Here is an 18,378-nt window from a genome sequence, read left to right as displayed (position 1 = left end):
AAACCAAAACATGGTCTATTTAGATAAAAGTATTTGCAATTTTTCTACCTCAGGAAACATTAATTTTTCTCACCTAAAACAAAACCTTTCTAACCCATTCAGTACCGAAGTCGGGATATAAAAAGAAAATTATCAAAGCAATGCTGAAGTAAGTGAGAACGAGTGTAAGAAAGAAATCGGGGTTGTACCGTGGTTGATTGTAGCTCTTTTTGATGAGCATAAAATATGGCACTTTTAGGTAGTAGTAGATAGAAATAGCGGCATTCATAAGCCCGAATATCAGAAGTCCATAGTAAACCGAGCTGTGCATGTCTTCTCCAAGGTTGATGATGTAAGAAAAAACCATCAGTTTTGCCATAAAGCCAATGGTTGGAGGTAAGCCAACCAAAGCCATCATAATAATTACAGCATTTAATCCCATAAATATATTTTTCTGTCCAATACCTTTGAAGTCTTCTATTTCATCACTTCCGGACTGTTTTTTCAATAAATCAGCCAAGAAAAAAGCTCCCATGGTGATTGGTAAGTAGGTCAAGAGATAAAAAAAGGCACCATAAAAATCTGTTTGGGGGCCTTTCAGAACGCCAATCAATATAAATCCTGCTTGAGCAATTCCCGAATATCCAAGCATTCTTTTGAGGTTAGTTTGCCACAAAGCCGCCAAATTACCAACTATCAATGAAACAAAAATTATCAACAAAACTACTGCGTTAAGCTCCGCGAAATTGGCTTGAATTACCCTTGCTACAACCAATACCCCCACAGCTTTCGGTGCAAAGGATAGATACGATATCACTGGGGTAGAGGTGACCTCATATACATCAGGAACCCAACTGTGAAACGGTGCGGCTGCTATTTTGAAGAACAATCCACCCAAAAACAAGAATGAAACGATTTGTAGAACAAGTGGCGAATTGCTCGAAATTGATGCGGAGAATGTTTGTTCGGCGAAATTTAGCACGTGTCCCATTCCATAAAACAACGATATCCCATAAAGCATAATGGCACTGCTTGTGGCTCCAAAAATGAGGTATTTAATGGCCGCCTCAAAATTCGTTTTTTCGTTTTTGGTGGCTACCAGAACATACGAAGCGATGGATACTAACTCAATACTCACGTAAATGACCAAAAAATGAGTGGTCATGGCCAGAAAACTCAGACCCAGTAATACGCAAAGTATCAAGAAGTATATTTCACCATCAAATTTGTATTTAAATAACCTCCCATGAATTAAGAAAATAATAGTAGAAATAGATACTAATTGTTTGAAAAACAAGCTGGTTTGGTCAACCAATAGTAGGTTACCGTAGAGTTTTAGGCCTTCTGATGGTAGATTTTCATAAAAATACGTTGCTGTGAAAGTGTAAGTCAGAACCAGCAAGAATGAAAATCTATACGGCCATTTGGAATCTTTTTTTTGAAAAGATATTATGATGACCAATAACAAGATACCCAAGATAAGTATCCATTCGGGTAAAATGTGTTTCGAGCTGGAGAGTATTTCTTGTAATTCCTTCATTAAAAAAGCTGAATTACGCTAGGATTGATGAGGTCAAAAAGTATATTCGGGAAAATTCCAAAAATCAATGTTAAAATTCCAAGAACCCCCAGCATGATGATTTCTTTCTGATCGAGGTCAGTCAAATTGTTCTTGAATTCCTCTTTTGTCCAAAATTCTCCAAAAAACATTTTCTGGAAAGTCCAGAGCAAATATATGGCCGAGAGAACAATTCCTAATACTCCTAAAATTGGAATAACCTTAGGCACACTCCTTGCCTGAAAACTTCCAAAAAGTGTAAAAAACTCTCCAATAAAACCAGAAAGCGATGGTAAGCCTAGTGATCCAAAGAAAGCAATGGTAACTGCTACAGTGAATATAGGCATTGTTTTGGCCAAACCTCTGAAGTTCGCTATTTCTCTATTTTTGGTTCTTTCGTACAAAACCCCAGCGATCAGAAAGAGCATAGATGATAGTAAACCATGGCTAAACATTTGGAATATAGCACCGTTAAAACCTTCAATGTTAAACGCACCAATGCCTAACAGTACAAAACCCATGTGAGAGATGGAAGAATAGGCTATCAATTTCTTTAAATCCTTCTGAGCCAAGGCATTAAAACCGCCATAAAGAATTGATATTAAGCCCATAATACTAAATAGTAATCCATAGTGAATAGCTATGTCCGGGAAAAATCCATAGGCTATCCTAATAAGTCCGTAACCACCAATTTTAAGCAATATACCAGCCAAAACCACCGAAATGGGCGTTGGAGCCTCAACGTGTGCATCGGGTAGCCAAGTATGAAATGGCACCATGGGTAGTTTTATTCCAAATCCTATGAATAGCAAAATGAACATGAAATCTCGGGCGTTTATTCCGAAGATTTTCACTGGATTTTCTATATTCAACAACGACCCTTTCAGCAAATTCGCATGGTCACTGAGTATTCTAAAATCAAAGCTAAAGACCGTTCTTCTGTATTCGCTTGTAAAAAACTCATCGACATTCGACATGGCTAATGCTATCATCACGACCAAAATCATTACCGATCCAACCAGCGTATAAATGATAAACTTCAGCGATGCATATGCCTTGTTTGGTCCACCCCAAATACCGATTAAGAAATACATCGGCAAAAGCATAAATTCAAAGAAAATAAAGAAAAGGAAGAAATCGATGGCTATGAAACAACCGATAACTGTGGCGGTAAGCAGTAAAAATAGGCTGTAATAGGCCTTTTCTTTTTTATTTATAGAAAATGAAGATATGTTGGCTATAAAGAAAACTACTACCGAAAGAGCCACCATGGCCAAGCTTAGGCCATCTATGCCTACTATGTAATCTATTGATAATATGGAAGTTTTGCCTAAAGTTAGTCTTATCCATTCAAAATGCTCTAAAAACTGATAACCAGTGTGGTTGGGCTCAAAGCCGCCAATCAAGGTGCCTAAGTTTATCATGAGCAAGATTTGGACAATCAACGATATCCATCTGTATGACCCTTTGTAACTTTCGGGAAGCAACAAAATGACCATTGAAGCAATCAGAGGTAATATTATGAGAGAACTTAATAAGCCAGATTGCATTTTAGAATATTAGGATTTTGATAAAAACAATGCATAAAATGATAATTACAAGGCCCAAAAGATACAATTGAATCTGTCCAGACTGCGATTTTCGTATTTTGTCTCCTAAGTTTTTTAGGCCAAACGAAATCTTGAGAACCAGGCCGTCTATTATTTTATCGTCTATTTTAGAACTAATCTCCGACAAAGATAAAACTATTGAGGTGATTTTTGTTATCAATCGATCCACAATATTGGTTTCAATTCTCTGAAAATATGGGGCAATTTCAAACTTACCTGAAGTTACTCCTTTAACATTTATGCTATCTACATGGGATGAATTTACAGTTTCATTGCTTTTGATAAACATAAAAAACAGCTTTTTGTATAGGCTGTCCATGTAGAAATGGTTTTTGGATAAGAGGTAGAATTTTCTTTGGCTGCCAGTCTTAAACTCTCCCAAATAAAACCTTCTCAATTCTTCGAAAGTGGTGTTATAGCTGATGAGCAAGGCCAAAATAAAAAGAACTCCTACAACCCACGGAATCCAAGTGAAGTGTGTTTCGTCATGTTGAAATACCTCAAGAAACCAAACATCCTCAAAAGAAAATGGATTTGAACTAAACAAAAACCAGGTAGAGCAAATGGCCAATCCAATAACTGAAACATCAAAAACGCCTAGATTTCTTACAAAATTTATGACTTTTTCTTCACCCAAAGATTCATTATCAGCATTTAATATATCCTGAAACGATTTTATGGCTCCGTCAAATGTTCTTTTGGTAGAACTTATGATTTTATCTACCGGACTTTCTTGTCTTTGGAAAAATACCATAACTAACTGCCTGATCATATAAAAAGAAGTCAGAAAAGAGGTGATTCCCATCAGTACAGGTATCAATATTTTTATGTTAATTGGGCCATCTTTTGTTCCAAAAGCCACCGCGGCATTTAAAAGGGAATCTTTTGATAAAAAACCAGAGGTAAAGGGTAAGCCTATTAGTGATGCAGCACAAATTAAATAAGCATAAAAAACCACAGGAAGTTTGAGAATCAAATTGCCCATTTTTCGCATGTCTTGCTCATGGTGCATGTAATTTATGACAGCCCCAGCACATAGAAACAAACCCGCCTTGAAAAACGCATGTGTGGCCAAATGAAAAAATGAAGCTCCAACGGCTCCCATGCCTATGCCTGCTACCATAAAACCAAGTTGTGAGATGGTAGAATAGGCCAGTACTTTTTTAATATCATATTGAAAAACAGCCGAAATGGCTGCTAAAACACTTGTTAAGCCGCCAACTAATGCTATCACTAAACCTGCATCTGCTGTGATGATGGGCGAAATTCTACCCAATAAAAATACCCCAGCAACCACCATGGTGGCGGCATGGATTAGTGCAGAGGCAGGAGTAGGTCCTTCCATGGCATCTGGAAGCCAAATTTGTAGCGGCAATTGTGCCGACTTGGCGGTAACGCCTCCAAAAACCATCAGCACGGCTAAGGTTTGAAGCCCTTCAGGGGTTAAGAATGGAAAACCAAAAGCGGTTTTATCCATATTTTCTGGTATAAAAGCATCAAAATCCAGGTTTCCATAAATTAAAAACAAGAGAAATATGCCCACCATCAAAAAGGCATCTCCCATTCTGTTGATTAAGAATGCTTTGATTGCTGCTGAATTAGCCGCTTTTTTGGTATACCAAAACCCGATAAGCAGGTAAGAACAAAACCCTACAAGTTCCCAGAAGAGATAAAGTTGCAGTAGGTTACCTGCCAATACTAGGCCAAGCATAGAAAATACAAAGAGGTTCAAAAACGCAAAATAACGATTGATTCCGTCGTCATGCTCTAGATACTTAGTAGAGAAAAGCTTTACAAAAAAAGCAATTATCTGTACCAAAATATACATAAAGTAGGTTTGGTTGTCTATCAGGATTTTGAAGTTGATGCGGGTATCTCCCAAATGAAGCCAATTATAAGAAATGCTGAAGTTTTCGGTAGAAGGTACTTGTAAGCTTGAAGAAAAGATAATCCCTAGGACGCTAATTACGATGGAAATCCATCCTGAAAGTTGTTTAAAGACAGAATTGTTCAGACTAAGTAGCAAAACAAAGCCGACCAAATAGATGAATAAATTATAAAAAATTATAGACTCTGGATTCATGTATTTTCAGAGAGCTTTAAAAAGGCAAAACTAAATATTATAATTTAGAAAAATGAGATAATGAAACTATATAAACGGCAATTTCTTTAATTCAGCCGTTTTAATGCCATTTCTGCCACAGTTTTACCTATCGACAGAGACGAAGTCGCGGCTGGGGAAGGGGCATTCAGTACATTAATGGCTTGTTTGTTTTCCAAAATCGAGAAGTCGTCAAGGAGTCCTCCGTCATAATCACAGGCTTGTGCACGCACACCTGCACCGCCAGGTATAAGGTCGTCTTTCTGTATTTCTGGTATCAAAGCTTGAAGAGCTTTTGTAAATGCCGATTTCGAAAATGAACGATAGTATTCGCCTAGGCCCGTTTTCCAATATTTGGCTGCTACTTTTCTAAATCCAGGCCAAGCAAGGGTCTCACCAAATTCGGAGAAATCAAGCGAAAGCTTCTTGTAACCTTCCCTACGAAATGCCAAAACGGCATTTGGGCCAGCTTCTACGCCACCATCTACCATACGCGTGAAGTGTACCCCAAGGAAAGGAAAGTTAGGATCTGGAACTGGGTAAATTAGGTGTTTTACCAAATACTGTTTCTCTGGTTTTATTTCATAGTATTCTCCTCTGAAGGGAATTATTCTCACTTTAACTTGCTCTTTTTCAGTAAACTGAGCCACTTTGTCAGAGTATAGACCAGCACAGTTAACGACTAATGTGGTGTCATAACTTCCTTTGTTGGTTACTACGGTCGAAATCCCATTTATTTCCGAAATGGAACTTACTTTTTCTCCTAAGCGAATCTCTCCACCCAGGTTTTTAATATTTTCAGCATATTTTTCGGAGACTGTGGTGTAGTTAATAATACCCGTTTGTGGCACTTTAATACCTGCAATGCCTGCTACATGAGGTTCTATGGCCTGCATTTGTTCTTTATTTAACTTTTCTAAGCCCTCCAACCCATTTTGTATTCCTCTTTGGTAGAGTGTTTCGAGGCTTGCCAATTGATCTTCGCTGGTGGCCACTACTAATTTGCCGCAAAGTTCATATTTGATATTGTTTTCGTTGCAAAAGTCTATGAGCATGTGATAGCCTTCAATACAGTTTTTGGCTTTTAAACTTCCTGGTTTGTAGTATAAACCTGAGTGAATAACGCCACTGTTATGACCAGTCTGGTGTGCTGCGAGGCTGTTTTCCTTTTCTACCAACAATAGTCTTAAGTTGGGTTTGGCTTTTTTAAGATTAAGAGCCGTAGCGAGCCCAACAATTCCCCCACCAATTACCACCACGTCATAATGCATATCAAAACAGCTTTAAAACCCATCAAAAGGGCTATTTGAAAATAAGGACCGAATAATTAAAATAAACTTTGGCTTTTTGGATTGCTCATTTTAAATTTGTGCAAATTTAAATGATATAAGTTTCATAATGAAAAAGAACATAGTATTCATTTTCTGTTTAGTGGCTTTGGCTTCTTGTGGATATCAGAAAAACAACCGAATTGAGCAGGATGATGTAAATGAGGGCAACGAATACGTTTATGGCGTTCATCCAGATTCAGTGGCTAGACAATTAAATGTAACCTATACAGCTAAGCCTGAGTTAGAGGCTCGTACGGCGGCAATCCGTGAGAAACTTTACGGTCCATCTACTCCGGCTTCAACCGCCGAAACTACCCCAGCTGCTCCAGCAGCAGATAGTACTAAGGTAGGTGCTTAATTGACGATATTTTCTCAAAGTGATTTTACAAGAATTCTAAGATGATTTTTTGTAAAATCACTTTTTGTTTTATGTAAGATCTGGTTTCTTTTGCATTTTGAGTCAGTTTTGTCGTTATTTGATGAATACCTAACTTTAGGGTTGTATTTAGGCCTTTGGGCGTTTTATTTGCCCGAAATTATTGTACATTTGATTCGCTATAAATCTGAATTTTAGAAAATATGCAGTTTTTGTTTCCAAGTGTTTTGTGGGGATTGTTGGCCTTGAGTATTCCGCTCATTGTGCATCTTTTCAATTTCCGAAGAACGAAAAAAGTATTTTTTTCTAATGTTGCTTTACTAAAAACTGTTGAAACCAAGTCTTCGGCTTTCCGAAAACTAAAGCAGCTACTTATTATGGCTGCTAGAATGTTGTTCCTAGCCTGTTTAATTCTTGCTTTTGCTCAGCCCGTATTTTTCAAGAACAAAGCGAATCTTTCTGCAAAGCCTGTTGGTATCAATGGTATTTATCTCGACAATTCGTTGAGCATGCAGAACACCACCGAAAGCAAGCGGTTTTTAGATTTGGCCATTATAAAAATAGATGAGTTACTTTCGATTTTCAACAGGTCGTCTAATGTTCAGATGACCACCAACGATTTTGACGGGCAAGATCAGTTCGTAACAAACGCATCTAAGGTCAAAGATAGGCTCACTACGACAGACTTTTCTGAAATTCCTCGAACACTTGAGCAGGTTTATAAAAGACAACGTTCGATTGCTCAAAAGCACAATCCTTCTGCCCAAAATCATTTCTTTTGGTTTTCTGACTTTCAAAAATCTACAATGGGTCGGTTAGAAAATATCAAGATAGATTCTAACGACAAAGTGCATTTAATACCTGTAACTGGTAAAGCTTCACAAAATGTTTTTGTGGATTCGGTATGGTTAAGTTTACCTGTTGTACGGGAAATGCAAAATAATGTTTTGAACGTAAAAGTTTATAATTCAGGAAGTAAAGGTGTGGAAAAACTGCCACTGAAGTTATTTATTGACAATGTGCAAGCTTCTACGTCATCGGTTAATATTGCCTCAAATTCTTCGGCCACGGCCACATTTAACTTTACGGTTAAGGAGCGAGGTGTGCACAGAGGCAAAATATTGTTTGATGATCAGCCCATCACGTTTGACAATGATTATTATTTTGTGTTGAACGCTTCTCCAACCATTCGGGTTCTTCATCTTTTTGGGCAGCGTAGTCCACAAAACTACCTTTCCAAAATGTACGCCAACGATAGTTTGTTTAAATACACTTCGTATTCGGTGAGTAATTTTGACCCGGGTCAGGTACAAAATGCCGATATGGTGGTTTTAGAAGGAGTCTCTACAATAGATGGTGAAACTAAGTTGGCACTCGAAAATTTCCTTGCCTCTGGTGGCTGTGTGGTTATTAGTCCTTCCGAAAATCCTGTGGCCGCGAGTTATCTCGCCTTTTTGGGTAAATATGGATTTCAAAATATAGAGGTCGTTAATGAAGTACCAAGTCCCGAAAATTTTGTAGATATCAACGAACCCGATAAGAGTTCTCCTTTTTATGCCGATGTTTTTGAACGAAGTTCGTTTAATAGCTTAGTAAGTTTGCCAAAATCTACGCCAAAGTTACAATGGGGAGGTGCTGCTGAAAAACTGCTGAGTTTCAGAAATGGCAAGGCCTTTCTTACCAGAACCAGAGTTGGAGATGGCGTGGTGTATTTGTTGGCCAGTCCGCTCAATGCCAAATTCGGAAATTTTGCTGAGCACGCCTTTTTTGTGCCAACATTTTACAAAATGGCTTATTTAAGTAGTAAATCTGATAGGTTGGCCTATAATTTTAGTGAGTCGTCTCTGAGTTTTTTTATGCCCAATGCTCCTAAAAATGCAACTTATAAACTGAAAAACGATAAGCTAGAGATTATTCCGGTGCAAAGACTATTGGGTAAAACACTCAACCTGACACTTCCAAAATCTTCCGAACTGAGTGAGGGGCAGCTTTTTGGCTCAGGTTTTTATGATTTGGTTATTAACGGAAAAGTGGAGAAAACACTCGCACTGAACCATGATCATTTAGAGTCTAAACTTGATAGTTACACTGCTGAAAACCTCAGAGATATTTTTGAAAATCAAAAGAATGTCGAAGTTTATGACGATATTTTCGATGGTAGTTTCATTGAAGCCTTTAGGGATACTTCATTGGGCAAACCGCTATGGAAATACTTTGTGGTTGCGGCATTATTCTTCTTGTTGGTCGAAATACTGTTGATTCGCTTTTTGAAATCTTAAAAATCGGTGACCATTTTAAGACTCAATTCTACCACTTCGCCCATAGATTCACAAGCCAAAAAAGCTTTGTTTTTATAATGGCTAGATAGTTCTTTTCTCAACTGAGTCAAATTGGCATCTAGGTGTATTTTATCGGTTTTCATACAATTTAAAAGCTCTTGTAGTTTCACTTTTTCGTCTTTCATGCGGTGGGCTATCAATGACCGTTCCTCTGTTTGATATTGTTTCACCGATTCCGAGGTCATGTATTTCATGCCTAACTCTATGATGGCGTTGTTTTGTTTAAAATACTGAGGCATATACACCGACTTAGAGGCCTCGTAGGATTGTTGATCAAAATCTATGGCTCGGATTCTGTAATGAAAATCCTCGAAGTCAGGCGTTACAATTATCACAAAATTCGAAGAATGCATGTCGCCTAAAAGCCTAACAAAACAACGTTCATTAAATTTTATAAACTCTTTTGTAAGCCTGATAGGGTTGAGGTTGATGTCATTCAGATGGTTTTGCATGAAAAGATCACCCGTAATACCTGCTATATGTTCTTCAATTAAAGTATCTTCAGAAGTAAAATACGACATTACGTTTGGCGATAAAAGATGTTCGAGTTCTAATCCGTAGATTCTGGAAGCATCGGCTTTTTTGATATAAAAATAGTCGTAATTGTCATTGACTTTGTTACTGATACGTACCCTAAAAGGCAATGTATTGGCGTAAGTACAAATATCCACCCTGTCAACCACCAAGTGCTTTATTACAGATTCGTCGCCATCGGTTTTGAGGTCTGCGTAGATGTTTTTGAGGTTTTCATAAATCTCCACGAGGTCGGTTTGTGAGTAAAATACCGTTTCCCAGAGCGTGTCGTTGCCGTTTTTGTCGTATAGCGTTATTTTGTTGTCATATCGCAAAAGATCGCTGTATTTGAGCGGAGAATCTATTTCACGGCCCGTTTCTCGCAAGTATTTACGTAGGAGTGGAGATATTTTGAATGGTATTTTTTTCTTTGAAATCAGTGCCATTTTTAGTTACAATTAATGCAGTTTCATACTGCTCTTTGGTTTAGAGTTAAATACTTACGTTATAAAGTTTCAGATTTACTTGTGAGTCAAAGAAGCACTTCACAAATAGAAATCTTCCTTGATCTAGTTTTTACAGTCTACTTTTGTACAAATTACACACCTTATTTACCAATATTAGTGTAATTTGGCTTTGAATACAAAAATAAAAATATATTTTTGTCGTATTAATAACCTATAAACTAACATTATGGAAGAATCAAATAACAGCAGCAATTCGATTATTAAGGCTGGATTAATTTTGGCTTTGGCAGTCGCTGCTATTTTTGGGTATTTGTATTTTAATGAGAAACAAGAAAATTCTCAAAACAACGTATCTATCACCGAAAAAACCAACGAACTTCTAAGAACCAATACTAAGTTGGATTCAATATCAGCCCAGTTGGATGCCAAAATAGCTGAGATAGCGGCTTTGGGAGGACAAGTAGAGGAGTTGGAAGCTTTGAAGGCGGAGTTGCAGAAAGACAAGAAAAATCTAATGTCGTCGAAAAGTTTTGATGCCAAGGAGTATCAAAACAAGATAAAAGGCTACGAAGCCATGTTGCTTGAGAAAGATGCCGAGATAGCCAAACTTAGAGAAGAAAATGCTATTTTGAATAATCAAAATCAAGTATTAAACTCTGAAAATACAGGCTTGAAAAGTACGAACTCCGACTTAAGAACTGCCAAGGAAGCTCTGGCCGACTCGGTTTATAAAACTACTGTTCAAAATCGTGAATTATCTGAAAAAGTAACTTTAGCCTCGGCACTTAGACCAATGAATTACACAGTAGCCGCCATTAACTCAAGAGGAAAGGAAAGAGATGGCGAAGAGTTTAAGGCCAGAAAAGTTGATAGAGTAAAGGTTTCCTTTAAATTGGCCGAAAATCCCTTGACCAAGAAAGAAAACAAAACTATTTATATGCGTATGATAGATCCAACTGGTAACGTAATCTCAGATATGGCAACAGGTTCGGGTGCATTTAGTTTTGGAGGCAAAGAAACTATTTATACAGCTAAACAGACCATTTTGTATTCCAATTCAGGTCAGACAGTTGAGTACATTTACAATCGTGGGGCCAATTACGAAAAAGGTACCTACAAAATTGAACTCTATGCCGATGGCTTCAGAATAGGTCAAACGAGTTTTAATATCAAGTAATTTTCAGTTGTTTAGCAATAAAAGTATCAAAAAAAGCGGTCTTAGGGTCGCTTTTTTTGTGTCTAAAAGGAGTAATTTTGAAGAATATTTCAACCCAAGTTTTATGAAAAAATACGCATTTATTTTTTGTTTACTGTCCGTGTCTGTAATGGCTCAAAAGCCAGTGAATATCACATCGTTGCCTGCTGACAAAAAGGTGGAGGTGAAAATTGGCGGTACTTTATTTACCAACTATTTCTACCCTGGTAAAGATGTCCTTAAAAAAGCTGTACTTTACCCTGTTTTGAGTCCAAAAGGAACGATAATTACACGTGGCTGGCCACTCGATCCTCGTAAAAATGAACGTGTTGATCACCCGCACCATGTGGGTGTGTGGCTCAACTACGAATCGGCCAATGGTCATGACTTTTGGAATAATTCAATAGAAGTAGAAAAAGCAAAAGACCCTCGTACATTTGGAACGATAGTTCATACGGGTATCAAGAAAATAAAATCTGGCAAAAAGAAGGGTGAGTTGGTAGTAACAGCTGACTGGTTAGATAAAGACGGTAACAAAATGCTTGAAGAAACCACAACTTTCGTGTTTGAAGGTAATGGCACATCAAACATCGTAGACAGAATTACGACCTTGAAAGCTGTTGTGGATAAAGTGGTTTTCAAAGACGTTAAAGACGGGCTATTTGCAATTAGATTAGCCAGAGAACTGGAATTGCCGAGTAACAAACCTGAGGTTTTTACAGATGCGGCTGGTTTGGCTACTAAAGTGCCAGTAATGAACAACGAGGGTGTTACGGGTAATTATCTCAATGCCCAAGGTATAAAGGGTGAAGACACTTGGAGCAAACGCTCGGAATGGGTGACCCTACAGGGCAATATAGAGAAAGAAGATATTTCAGTGACTATAATAGATCACCCAACGAATATAAATTACCCTTCTTATTGGCATTCTAGAGGTTATGGTTTGTTCAGCGTGAATCCATTGGGCGAAAAAGCATTTACAAATGGAGCCAAAGAAACTAATAAAACCATATCTAAGGGCGAAAGCATAACTTTTAAGTATCGTTTGGCCATTAGTTCTACTAAATTGAGCCCAGCTGAAATAGAGCTTATGTCGCAAAACTTTGCTAAAAGGTATTAAAAATATATAAGTGGTAGAATAGATATTGAAAATTTGGTAATTTTGTGAAAAATTACTCACTTAACTACAATGCAAGAACTATTAACTACCGCAGCTCTTACGAGTGTATTTACACTTACTATATTAGAAATAATATTAGGAGTTGATAATATCATATTTATTTCTATCATTTCAGGTAAACTCCCTGCCTCCGATCAGTCAAAAGCCAGAAACATTGGTTTGATTTCGGCCATGTTTATTCGTATTGGTCTATTGTTTTTGTTGGGTTTTATTTTGGGTTTAGAAAAAGAGCTTTTCAATCTTTCGGATTTTGGATTACCAATAGACGAAGGTATGACCGGAAAGGATTTGATTTTGCTTGGTGGAGGTTTATTTTTGTTATATAAATCGACCTCAGAAATCCACCACAAACTTGAAGGTAAAGAGGACGATTTGGATTCTACAAAAAAGGGTTCGTCCAGCCTAACTAAGGCGGTAATTGATATTTCTATCATCAATATTATATTCTCTATAGATTCCATCATAACGGCCGTGGGTATGACGAACATTATTTCGGTTATGGCTACTTCGGTTGTACTTTCAACAGTGGCGATGTTACTTTTTGCCAAAAATGTTGGCGATTTTGTAGATAAGCACCCAACTGTAAAGGTTTTGGCTTTGTCGTTTTTGGTGATGATTGGTACTTTGTTAGTAGCTGAGGCTTTCCACGTGCATGTACCAAAAGGATATGTTTATTTCGCCATGGCGTTTTCTTTCTTGGTAGAGATGCTTAACATCAAAATGCGTACAAACTCTAAAAAGCCAGTGAAGCTACATACTCACGTGAAGGAAGATTAATATGCAAAAAAAGCGTATTGGTATTTTATCCTATCTATTTAACTTTTGGTGTATTGTTTGGTTGATAATTGTTTATCTAGCCCTCTTTCCGTTTATTTTTATTTGTATCAAAATAAAAAAATTAAATAGGTATGGCACCAAGCTGACCAATATTTGGGCGGACATTTTTTTTGTGATTGTGGGTATGCCTGTGAAAATTGAGCACAGATTCAAGCCAGACCGCACTAAAAATTATGTTTTTGTTGCCAATCATTTCTCTTATCTCGATGTGGCGGTAGGTATGAAAGTCGTTCGTAACTATTTCTCCTACATGGGTAAAAGTTCAGTAAAAAACATTCCTTTGTTGGGTTATATGTTCGCCAAACTGCACATACAAGTTGATAGAGGAGACAAAGAAAGTCGCTCAAAATCCATGATGCGTTCAAAGAAAGCCTTGGATGCCGGCCGAAGCCTTTTCATAATGCCCGAGGGAGGTATTATCAGTCAGGAAATACCTAAAATGCATCAGCCATTTAAAGATGGAGCTTTTTTGTTGGCTATCGGTTCGAAAGTTCCGATTGTTCCGATAACTTTCTTAAATTTGTACGAAATAATGCCTGATAAAACGATATTTTGGGGAATACCTAAAGTTATAATGCATGAGCCTATAGATACTTCAAATTATTCAAAAGAAAATTTGGAGGAACTTAAAACAAGGGTTTATGAGATTATTCAAAACGAGCTAGATGCTTATAAAAATGGAAATTGACTTAGAAACGATACGAAAAATCGCACATTTAGCTAGGCTAGAACTTAAGCCTGAGGAAGAACAGCAGATGTCGGGTGATTTTGCTAAGATATTGGACTGGATGAATCAGTTAAACGAACTAGATACGAGTAATGTAGAACCTCTTATGCACATGCATCAAGGTGTAAATGTTTTCAGAAAAGACATTGCCAAAAACGAATTGACAAAAAAAGAGGGACTGGTGAATGCCCCTCTGAAAAATGACGATTATATAATGGTACCCAAAGTGATGGAATAATTCCTTACAGATTAAATACCATATTGAAAGTCAAACTTATTTTTTCGTCTGCTCTGACTCCCATCAAACCTGGAGGTTCTACTCCATAGTCTTTCATGTTAACGTCAAATTTGCCTTCGATTTTTAAATTGTTACCCGTTGCAGTTTTTTTTGCCTTTACTTCGATGGGCTTTGTTACGCCATGAAAAGTTAGATTTCCCTTTATAGTAAGCTGATTATTGGTTTCCTGAATATTATTAGCAGAGAAGGACACATTCGGAAATTTCAGAGCTTCCAATGACTCTAATGCATGGGAGTCACGGTTAGAGTTGCCACTATCAAATGACTTTACTGGCACTATAACGGCTACTGCTTCTATAGCAGATGTTTTGTCATTGTAAACAATAATACACTTGTTGGCCGTGGATTTTGCGTCCCAGTCGTGCATGGGGTGCTTCATGGCATACTGAACATAAGACACTTTTTTGTCTGCTTCAATTTTCTTTTTTTCTTGGCCATTTGAAAGCAAAGAAAGTAGAAGGAAGCCAAAGAATATGAATGTTTTTTTCATTGTTTTTTTGATTTTTTAAGTTAACACATCTACGACTTCTACTACATTAAAGATGTAAAAGAAACTTAGAACTCAAACTTGATGGTGGCTATTGCGGCCGTGTAAGCCCCAAAGGTGGTAAATGCAGCAGCCCTATGCCATTTTTTTATATTAGCTGGGTTGGAGTTGCCGTCTATTTGTTTACTCAGAACGTTTGTAGCTATCATACCAGAAAGATGCACATAGGATAATATCTTATGCAACTTTATGTTGTCGAATTTCTTGCGATTAACCAAAGGAGGCGGTGCCGTAAAACTCATTAATGCGGTTGTAAAGTAACCAATATTAATTCCAGTTGCGATACCCTCATGTGTTCTTTTGAGTTGGTCAGTGTATCCACCGGGTTTATAAAGTTTAGAGCCTACTATTCCCTGTGCTAACATTCCAGCAGCTGTAACCAAGCCTAGGGTTTGGTGTACTCGGAACATGTTTCTACGAGCTTTTAGCTCTCTTTCTCTACTTGCGGCAGTAAGCGTTTTTGGTGCTATACCTATTTTTCGGTAAAGGCCGTTTTGTCCCCAAAGCATACGCTGAGTAATGAGCATTCTTTCTGGCAAGAGATCGCTGGTTGCTGGTTCGGCATCCGTCATTAAATCGTTTAAAAGGCTGTCTGCGGCGTTTTCCTGTGCGAAAACTGCAACGCTAAAAGCCATGAATAAGAAGAGCGTTAGTTTTTTCATTAACCTATTTTAAGTGTACTTGCTGCTGCATTAAATGTGGTCTTATATGTTTTAAGTGCAGTTGTTGCAGGGGCTTTTTCGACAGTTCCATCGGTCTTAAACTCAGAACCATGATTGCTACACCATAGGTCTCCTTCTGCTTTTCGGAATGCAAGTGTAGTGCCCTGATGTGTGCAGGACTTAGAAACTGCAATGTAGGTTCCGTTGGCATTAGCAACGAGGGTGTCACCAATGATGACAAACTCACCCGCCGTGGTAAGTTTAGAGTAGCTAGCGTTTTTTAGGTCAATTGTATAATCAATTGATGCCCCAGTAGTAGTTCCTGTCAGTCCAGATGATGTATTACCAGTGTTACCGGTGTTAGTGTTTCCTGGTGAAACGGTTTCTTCTTCGCTACTGCATGCTGACACAGCTCCGATACAATAAAACGCCATTAAGGCTTTAGACGAAAGACCCAACGTTTTCAGAAACTGGCCTCTTGATTGTTTGTTCATTTCCATAGTTCAACAATTATAATTTTTAGATTATTATGAAACCATCTACGGAAATCTCCTCATTTTGGTTGCATTTTTTTTCTTGGTGCGTGTGTTTTTAAATTTAAAAATATACCTGTTGTGAATAATTTTACGTTTCCAAAACCTACATTTTTGACCGGTATTTTCACAAATGGCTCTACTTGTACGCTTAAAAAATTCGTGAGTTTTCGTTCTAAGCCAACCGACATATTTACTACACCAGCACCAAAAAAGCCTGAGCTTCCTTCCCATTTACGCCACTTCAGTTTGGGGTCGGCATCGTTTTCGTAGAAATATTCATATTTTTCATTCATCATCTTGTAGTTGGTGATACCTAATGACGTGTAAAGTTTATTTGGGCCTTTTTCTAAAACTTGATAGGAAAGCATAACGGGTATATCTAACATATCGCATGTGGCTGAAACTTCTTTAAGTGGTGATGATGGTTTGCCCCATTTTGCAGGCCAGGCGTAATTTTCGGGATAGGCGTCATACAGTTTCAGGGATTTTATAACCCCTGCTCTTACAGCCCATTTCCGGTTGATTTTATAATCCAAAATTACTTGCAGGTTATATCCCATCGGTCCAAATTCGCTTGCAACTACTTTGCTGTAGTCTGGTGAAAAACCGAAATTTAAAGCGAATTTTTGAAACACTTTCGAGCTTTCGGGTGGCAAGGCTTTTGAAATATCATTTGCGTTGGATTGATTAACAATTGGATCGGACTGATTGGTCAGAATAACTACTGTATCTTCTTTGAAATAAGCTTCTTGTGGCTTTGATTCGGCTTTCAGGGTGCTTATTTCTTTGACTTCCGAAACTTCTGTTTTTTCTTTGCTTTGCTGAGCAATTGTTACTTCTGTTTTTTCTTCAGTTAGCTGAATCTCAGGTTTTAGAACTGTCTGATTCTCGTTATTGGATTTTTGCGTAACTATTTCATTTTTAGGTATTGTTATCTCAACGAAATTCTTGTCTTGATAGGATCTAGGCTTTATTTTGTTTTTGGTAAAAACTTGTTTAGCAGCAGTATTTGTGCCGTTTTTCTCCGCCAAAATTGCCTTTGGCTTTGCTCCATTTTTTATACCTACTTGCGTTTTTGTCGGATTCGAATCTATGACAAAGTCAGCTTGATTCTGAACACTTTTTTGTTCTATATTTTGCGTTTTATCAATTTGCTGCTGGGTTCTATTTTCTTTTGCAGAAGTATTATTTTCGTTTCTTACTTCAAGATTATCCGTTTTGGTACTTCTATTTTCATTCTCAAAATATAAGGTCGATATAATGCCAAGTGTACCAAAAATTAAGATAGCAGCTGCCGATCTCCAAAATATTATAAAGCGTCTTTTGCGGTTTTCTTCATCCAGTTTTTCTTCCATGAGTTGCCAAGCATCTGGCCATACTTCTTCACTATGATTCAAGGAAATATCCTTGAATGCATCGTCGAATTCCTCATCTGATATATCGTTCCAGTCTTTCATTTTTGTTTTATTTTGTGGGATTCAACATCTTTCAGAAAGTTACGAAGCATTTCTCTTGCTCGAGATAAGTTCGATTTTGAAGTTCCTACCGAAATGTTCATCATTTTGGCTATTTCATCATGCGAATAGCCCTCTACCACATACAAGTTGAAGTTTATCTGATAGTTTTTTGGAAGTCTTTTCGCAATCAATAATAATTCTTCGTAGCCCATTTTTTGAATAGGACTCGTCTCCTCATTCGGAAATGAATATACACTCTCAATATCAAGATGATGATAGTGTTTATTTTGGCTTCTATATGCGTCTATTGCTGTATTTACCACAATTCTTTTTAGCCATACATTGAACGGCCGCGTAAAATCATAAGTGTTTATTTTTAAGAAAACTTTTAAGAATGCGTCATTAAGAACCTCTAGGGCTTCGTCTTTTGACTTTGAATAACGCAAACATATACTCATCACAAATCCAAAGTATTGCTTGTAGAGCAATTCTTGACTCTTTCGGTCTGCTTTTAGGCATCCTTCAAGTAAGATTCTGAGCCTTTCAGACTCTGGAATTGGATTCATGGTACATCAATAGTTACGGAGAAGAATAGTAATGGGTTGCAATTTCCGCAATACCAATGTAGTTACATTAATTGAATTTTCAAATAATGTACGATTAGA

At 37.5% G+C, this 18,378-nt stretch carries 17 protein-coding genes; 7 read left to right on the top strand and 10 right to left on the bottom strand.

Going from position 1 to position 18,378, the window contains the following annotated elements; all coding sequences use genetic code 11:
• Positions 1 to 73: 73 nt before the first annotated feature.
• From EGI31_RS23830 to lhgD, 4 genes are all read right to left on the bottom strand, one after another.
• Complete coding sequence (locus EGI31_RS23830; protein ID WP_255039706.1) at positions 74 to 1,519, bottom strand: NADH-quinone oxidoreductase subunit N; 1,446 nt, start codon at positions 1,517 to 1,519, stop codon at positions 74 to 76.
• Positions 1,519 to 3,087, bottom strand: coding sequence for a complex I subunit 4 family protein (locus EGI31_RS23825; protein ID WP_255039705.1), 1,569 nt, complete (start codon positions 3,085 to 3,087; stop codon positions 1,519 to 1,521). The genes EGI31_RS23830 and EGI31_RS23825 overlap by 1 nt, the downstream gene beginning before the upstream one ends.
• A gap of 1 nt (position 3,088) precedes the next feature.
• A complete protein-coding gene (locus EGI31_RS23820; RefSeq protein ID WP_255039704.1) occupies positions 3,089 to 5,230 on the bottom strand; it encodes an NADH-quinone oxidoreductase subunit 5 family protein in 2,142 nt (713 codons plus the stop codon).
• Between the two features lie 86 nt (positions 5,231 to 5,316).
• Positions 5,317 to 6,519: an L-2-hydroxyglutarate dehydrogenase gene (gene lhgD / locus EGI31_RS23815; RefSeq protein ID WP_255039703.1), complete on the bottom strand. Its 1,203-nt coding sequence runs from the start codon at positions 6,517 to 6,519 to the stop codon at positions 5,317 to 5,319.
• A 127-nt stretch (positions 6,520 to 6,646) separates the two neighbouring features.
• Here lhgD and EGI31_RS23810 point away from each other — a divergent pair, with 127 nt between their 5' ends.
• A complete protein-coding gene (locus EGI31_RS23810) occupies positions 6,647 to 6,937 on the top strand; it encodes a hypothetical protein (protein WP_255039702.1) in 291 nt (96 codons plus the stop codon).
• Positions 6,938 to 7,158: 221 nt separating this feature from the next.
• Positions 7,159 to 9,234, top strand: a complete 2,076-nt coding sequence (locus tag EGI31_RS23805; RefSeq protein ID WP_255039701.1) for a BatA domain-containing protein — start codon at positions 7,159 to 7,161, stop codon at positions 9,232 to 9,234.
• Here the strand turns inward: EGI31_RS23805 and EGI31_RS23800 are convergent.
• Positions 9,231 to 10,253, bottom strand: a complete 1,023-nt coding sequence (locus tag EGI31_RS23800; protein WP_255039700.1) for a hypothetical protein — start codon at positions 10,251 to 10,253, stop codon at positions 9,231 to 9,233. The two genes, EGI31_RS23805 and EGI31_RS23800, sit on opposite strands and share 4 nt — an antisense overlap.
• Positions 10,254 to 10,500: 247 nt before the next feature.
• On the opposite strand from EGI31_RS23800, the gene EGI31_RS23795 reads away from it, so the two are divergent.
• From EGI31_RS23795 to gatC, 5 genes are all read left to right on the top strand, one after another.
• The gene (locus EGI31_RS23795; protein WP_255039698.1) at positions 10,501 to 11,451 is read left to right on the top strand and encodes a DUF8428 domain-containing protein; all 951 of its coding nucleotides are present in this window, start codon (positions 10,501 to 10,503) and stop codon (positions 11,449 to 11,451) included.
• Positions 11,452 to 11,554: 103 nt separating this feature from the next.
• Positions 11,555 to 12,589 (top strand): DUF6807 domain-containing protein, encoded by a 1,035-nt coding sequence (locus EGI31_RS23790; RefSeq protein ID WP_255039697.1) that lies wholly within the window; start codon positions 11,555 to 11,557, stop codon positions 12,587 to 12,589.
• A 69-nt stretch (positions 12,590 to 12,658) separates the two neighbouring features.
• Complete coding sequence (locus EGI31_RS23785; protein WP_255039696.1) at positions 12,659 to 13,426, top strand: TerC family protein; 768 nt, start codon at positions 12,659 to 12,661, stop codon at positions 13,424 to 13,426.
• 1 nt (position 13,427) lies between these two features.
• Complete coding sequence (locus EGI31_RS23780; protein WP_255039695.1) at positions 13,428 to 14,174, top strand: lysophospholipid acyltransferase family protein; 747 nt, start codon at positions 13,428 to 13,430, stop codon at positions 14,172 to 14,174.
• Complete coding sequence (gene gatC, locus EGI31_RS23775; protein ID WP_255039694.1) at positions 14,164 to 14,451, top strand: Asp-tRNA(Asn)/Glu-tRNA(Gln) amidotransferase subunit GatC; 288 nt, start codon at positions 14,164 to 14,166, stop codon at positions 14,449 to 14,451. The genes EGI31_RS23780 and gatC overlap by 11 nt, the downstream gene beginning before the upstream one ends.
• A gap of 4 nt (positions 14,452 to 14,455) precedes the next feature.
• Here gatC and EGI31_RS23770 read toward each other — a convergent pair whose 3' ends face one another.
• The 5 genes from EGI31_RS23770 to EGI31_RS23750 form a co-directional block, all read right to left on the bottom strand.
• Positions 14,456 to 15,001: a YceI family protein gene (locus EGI31_RS23770; RefSeq protein ID WP_255039693.1), complete on the bottom strand. Its 546-nt coding sequence runs from the start codon at positions 14,999 to 15,001 to the stop codon at positions 14,456 to 14,458.
• A gap of 65 nt (positions 15,002 to 15,066) precedes the next feature.
• The gene (locus tag EGI31_RS23765; protein ID WP_255039692.1) at positions 15,067 to 15,720 is read right to left on the bottom strand and encodes a hypothetical protein; all 654 of its coding nucleotides are present in this window, start codon (positions 15,718 to 15,720) and stop codon (positions 15,067 to 15,069) included.
• Positions 15,720 to 16,220 (bottom strand): QcrA and Rieske domain-containing protein, encoded by a 501-nt coding sequence (locus EGI31_RS23760; protein WP_255039691.1) that lies wholly within the window; start codon positions 16,218 to 16,220, stop codon positions 15,720 to 15,722. The genes EGI31_RS23765 and EGI31_RS23760 overlap by 1 nt, the downstream gene beginning before the upstream one ends.
• Positions 16,221 to 16,273: 53 nt before the next feature.
• Positions 16,274 to 17,713, bottom strand: coding sequence for a porin family protein (locus EGI31_RS23755; RefSeq protein ID WP_255039690.1), 1,440 nt, complete (start codon positions 17,711 to 17,713; stop codon positions 16,274 to 16,276).
• Complete coding sequence (locus EGI31_RS23750) at positions 17,710 to 18,279, bottom strand: RNA polymerase sigma factor (RefSeq protein WP_255039689.1); 570 nt, start codon at positions 18,277 to 18,279, stop codon at positions 17,710 to 17,712. The genes EGI31_RS23755 and EGI31_RS23750 overlap by 4 nt, the downstream gene beginning before the upstream one ends.
• Positions 18,280 to 18,378: the final 99 nt, after the last annotated feature.

The sequence above is a fragment of the Lacihabitans soyangensis genome (genome assembly GCF_024343775.1).
GTDB lineage: Bacteria > Bacteroidota > Bacteroidia > Cytophagales > Spirosomataceae > Leadbetterella > Leadbetterella soyangensis.
The sequence above is the reverse complement of the archived record's forward strand: the minus strand, read 5'-3'. Positions and strand labels throughout refer to the sequence as shown.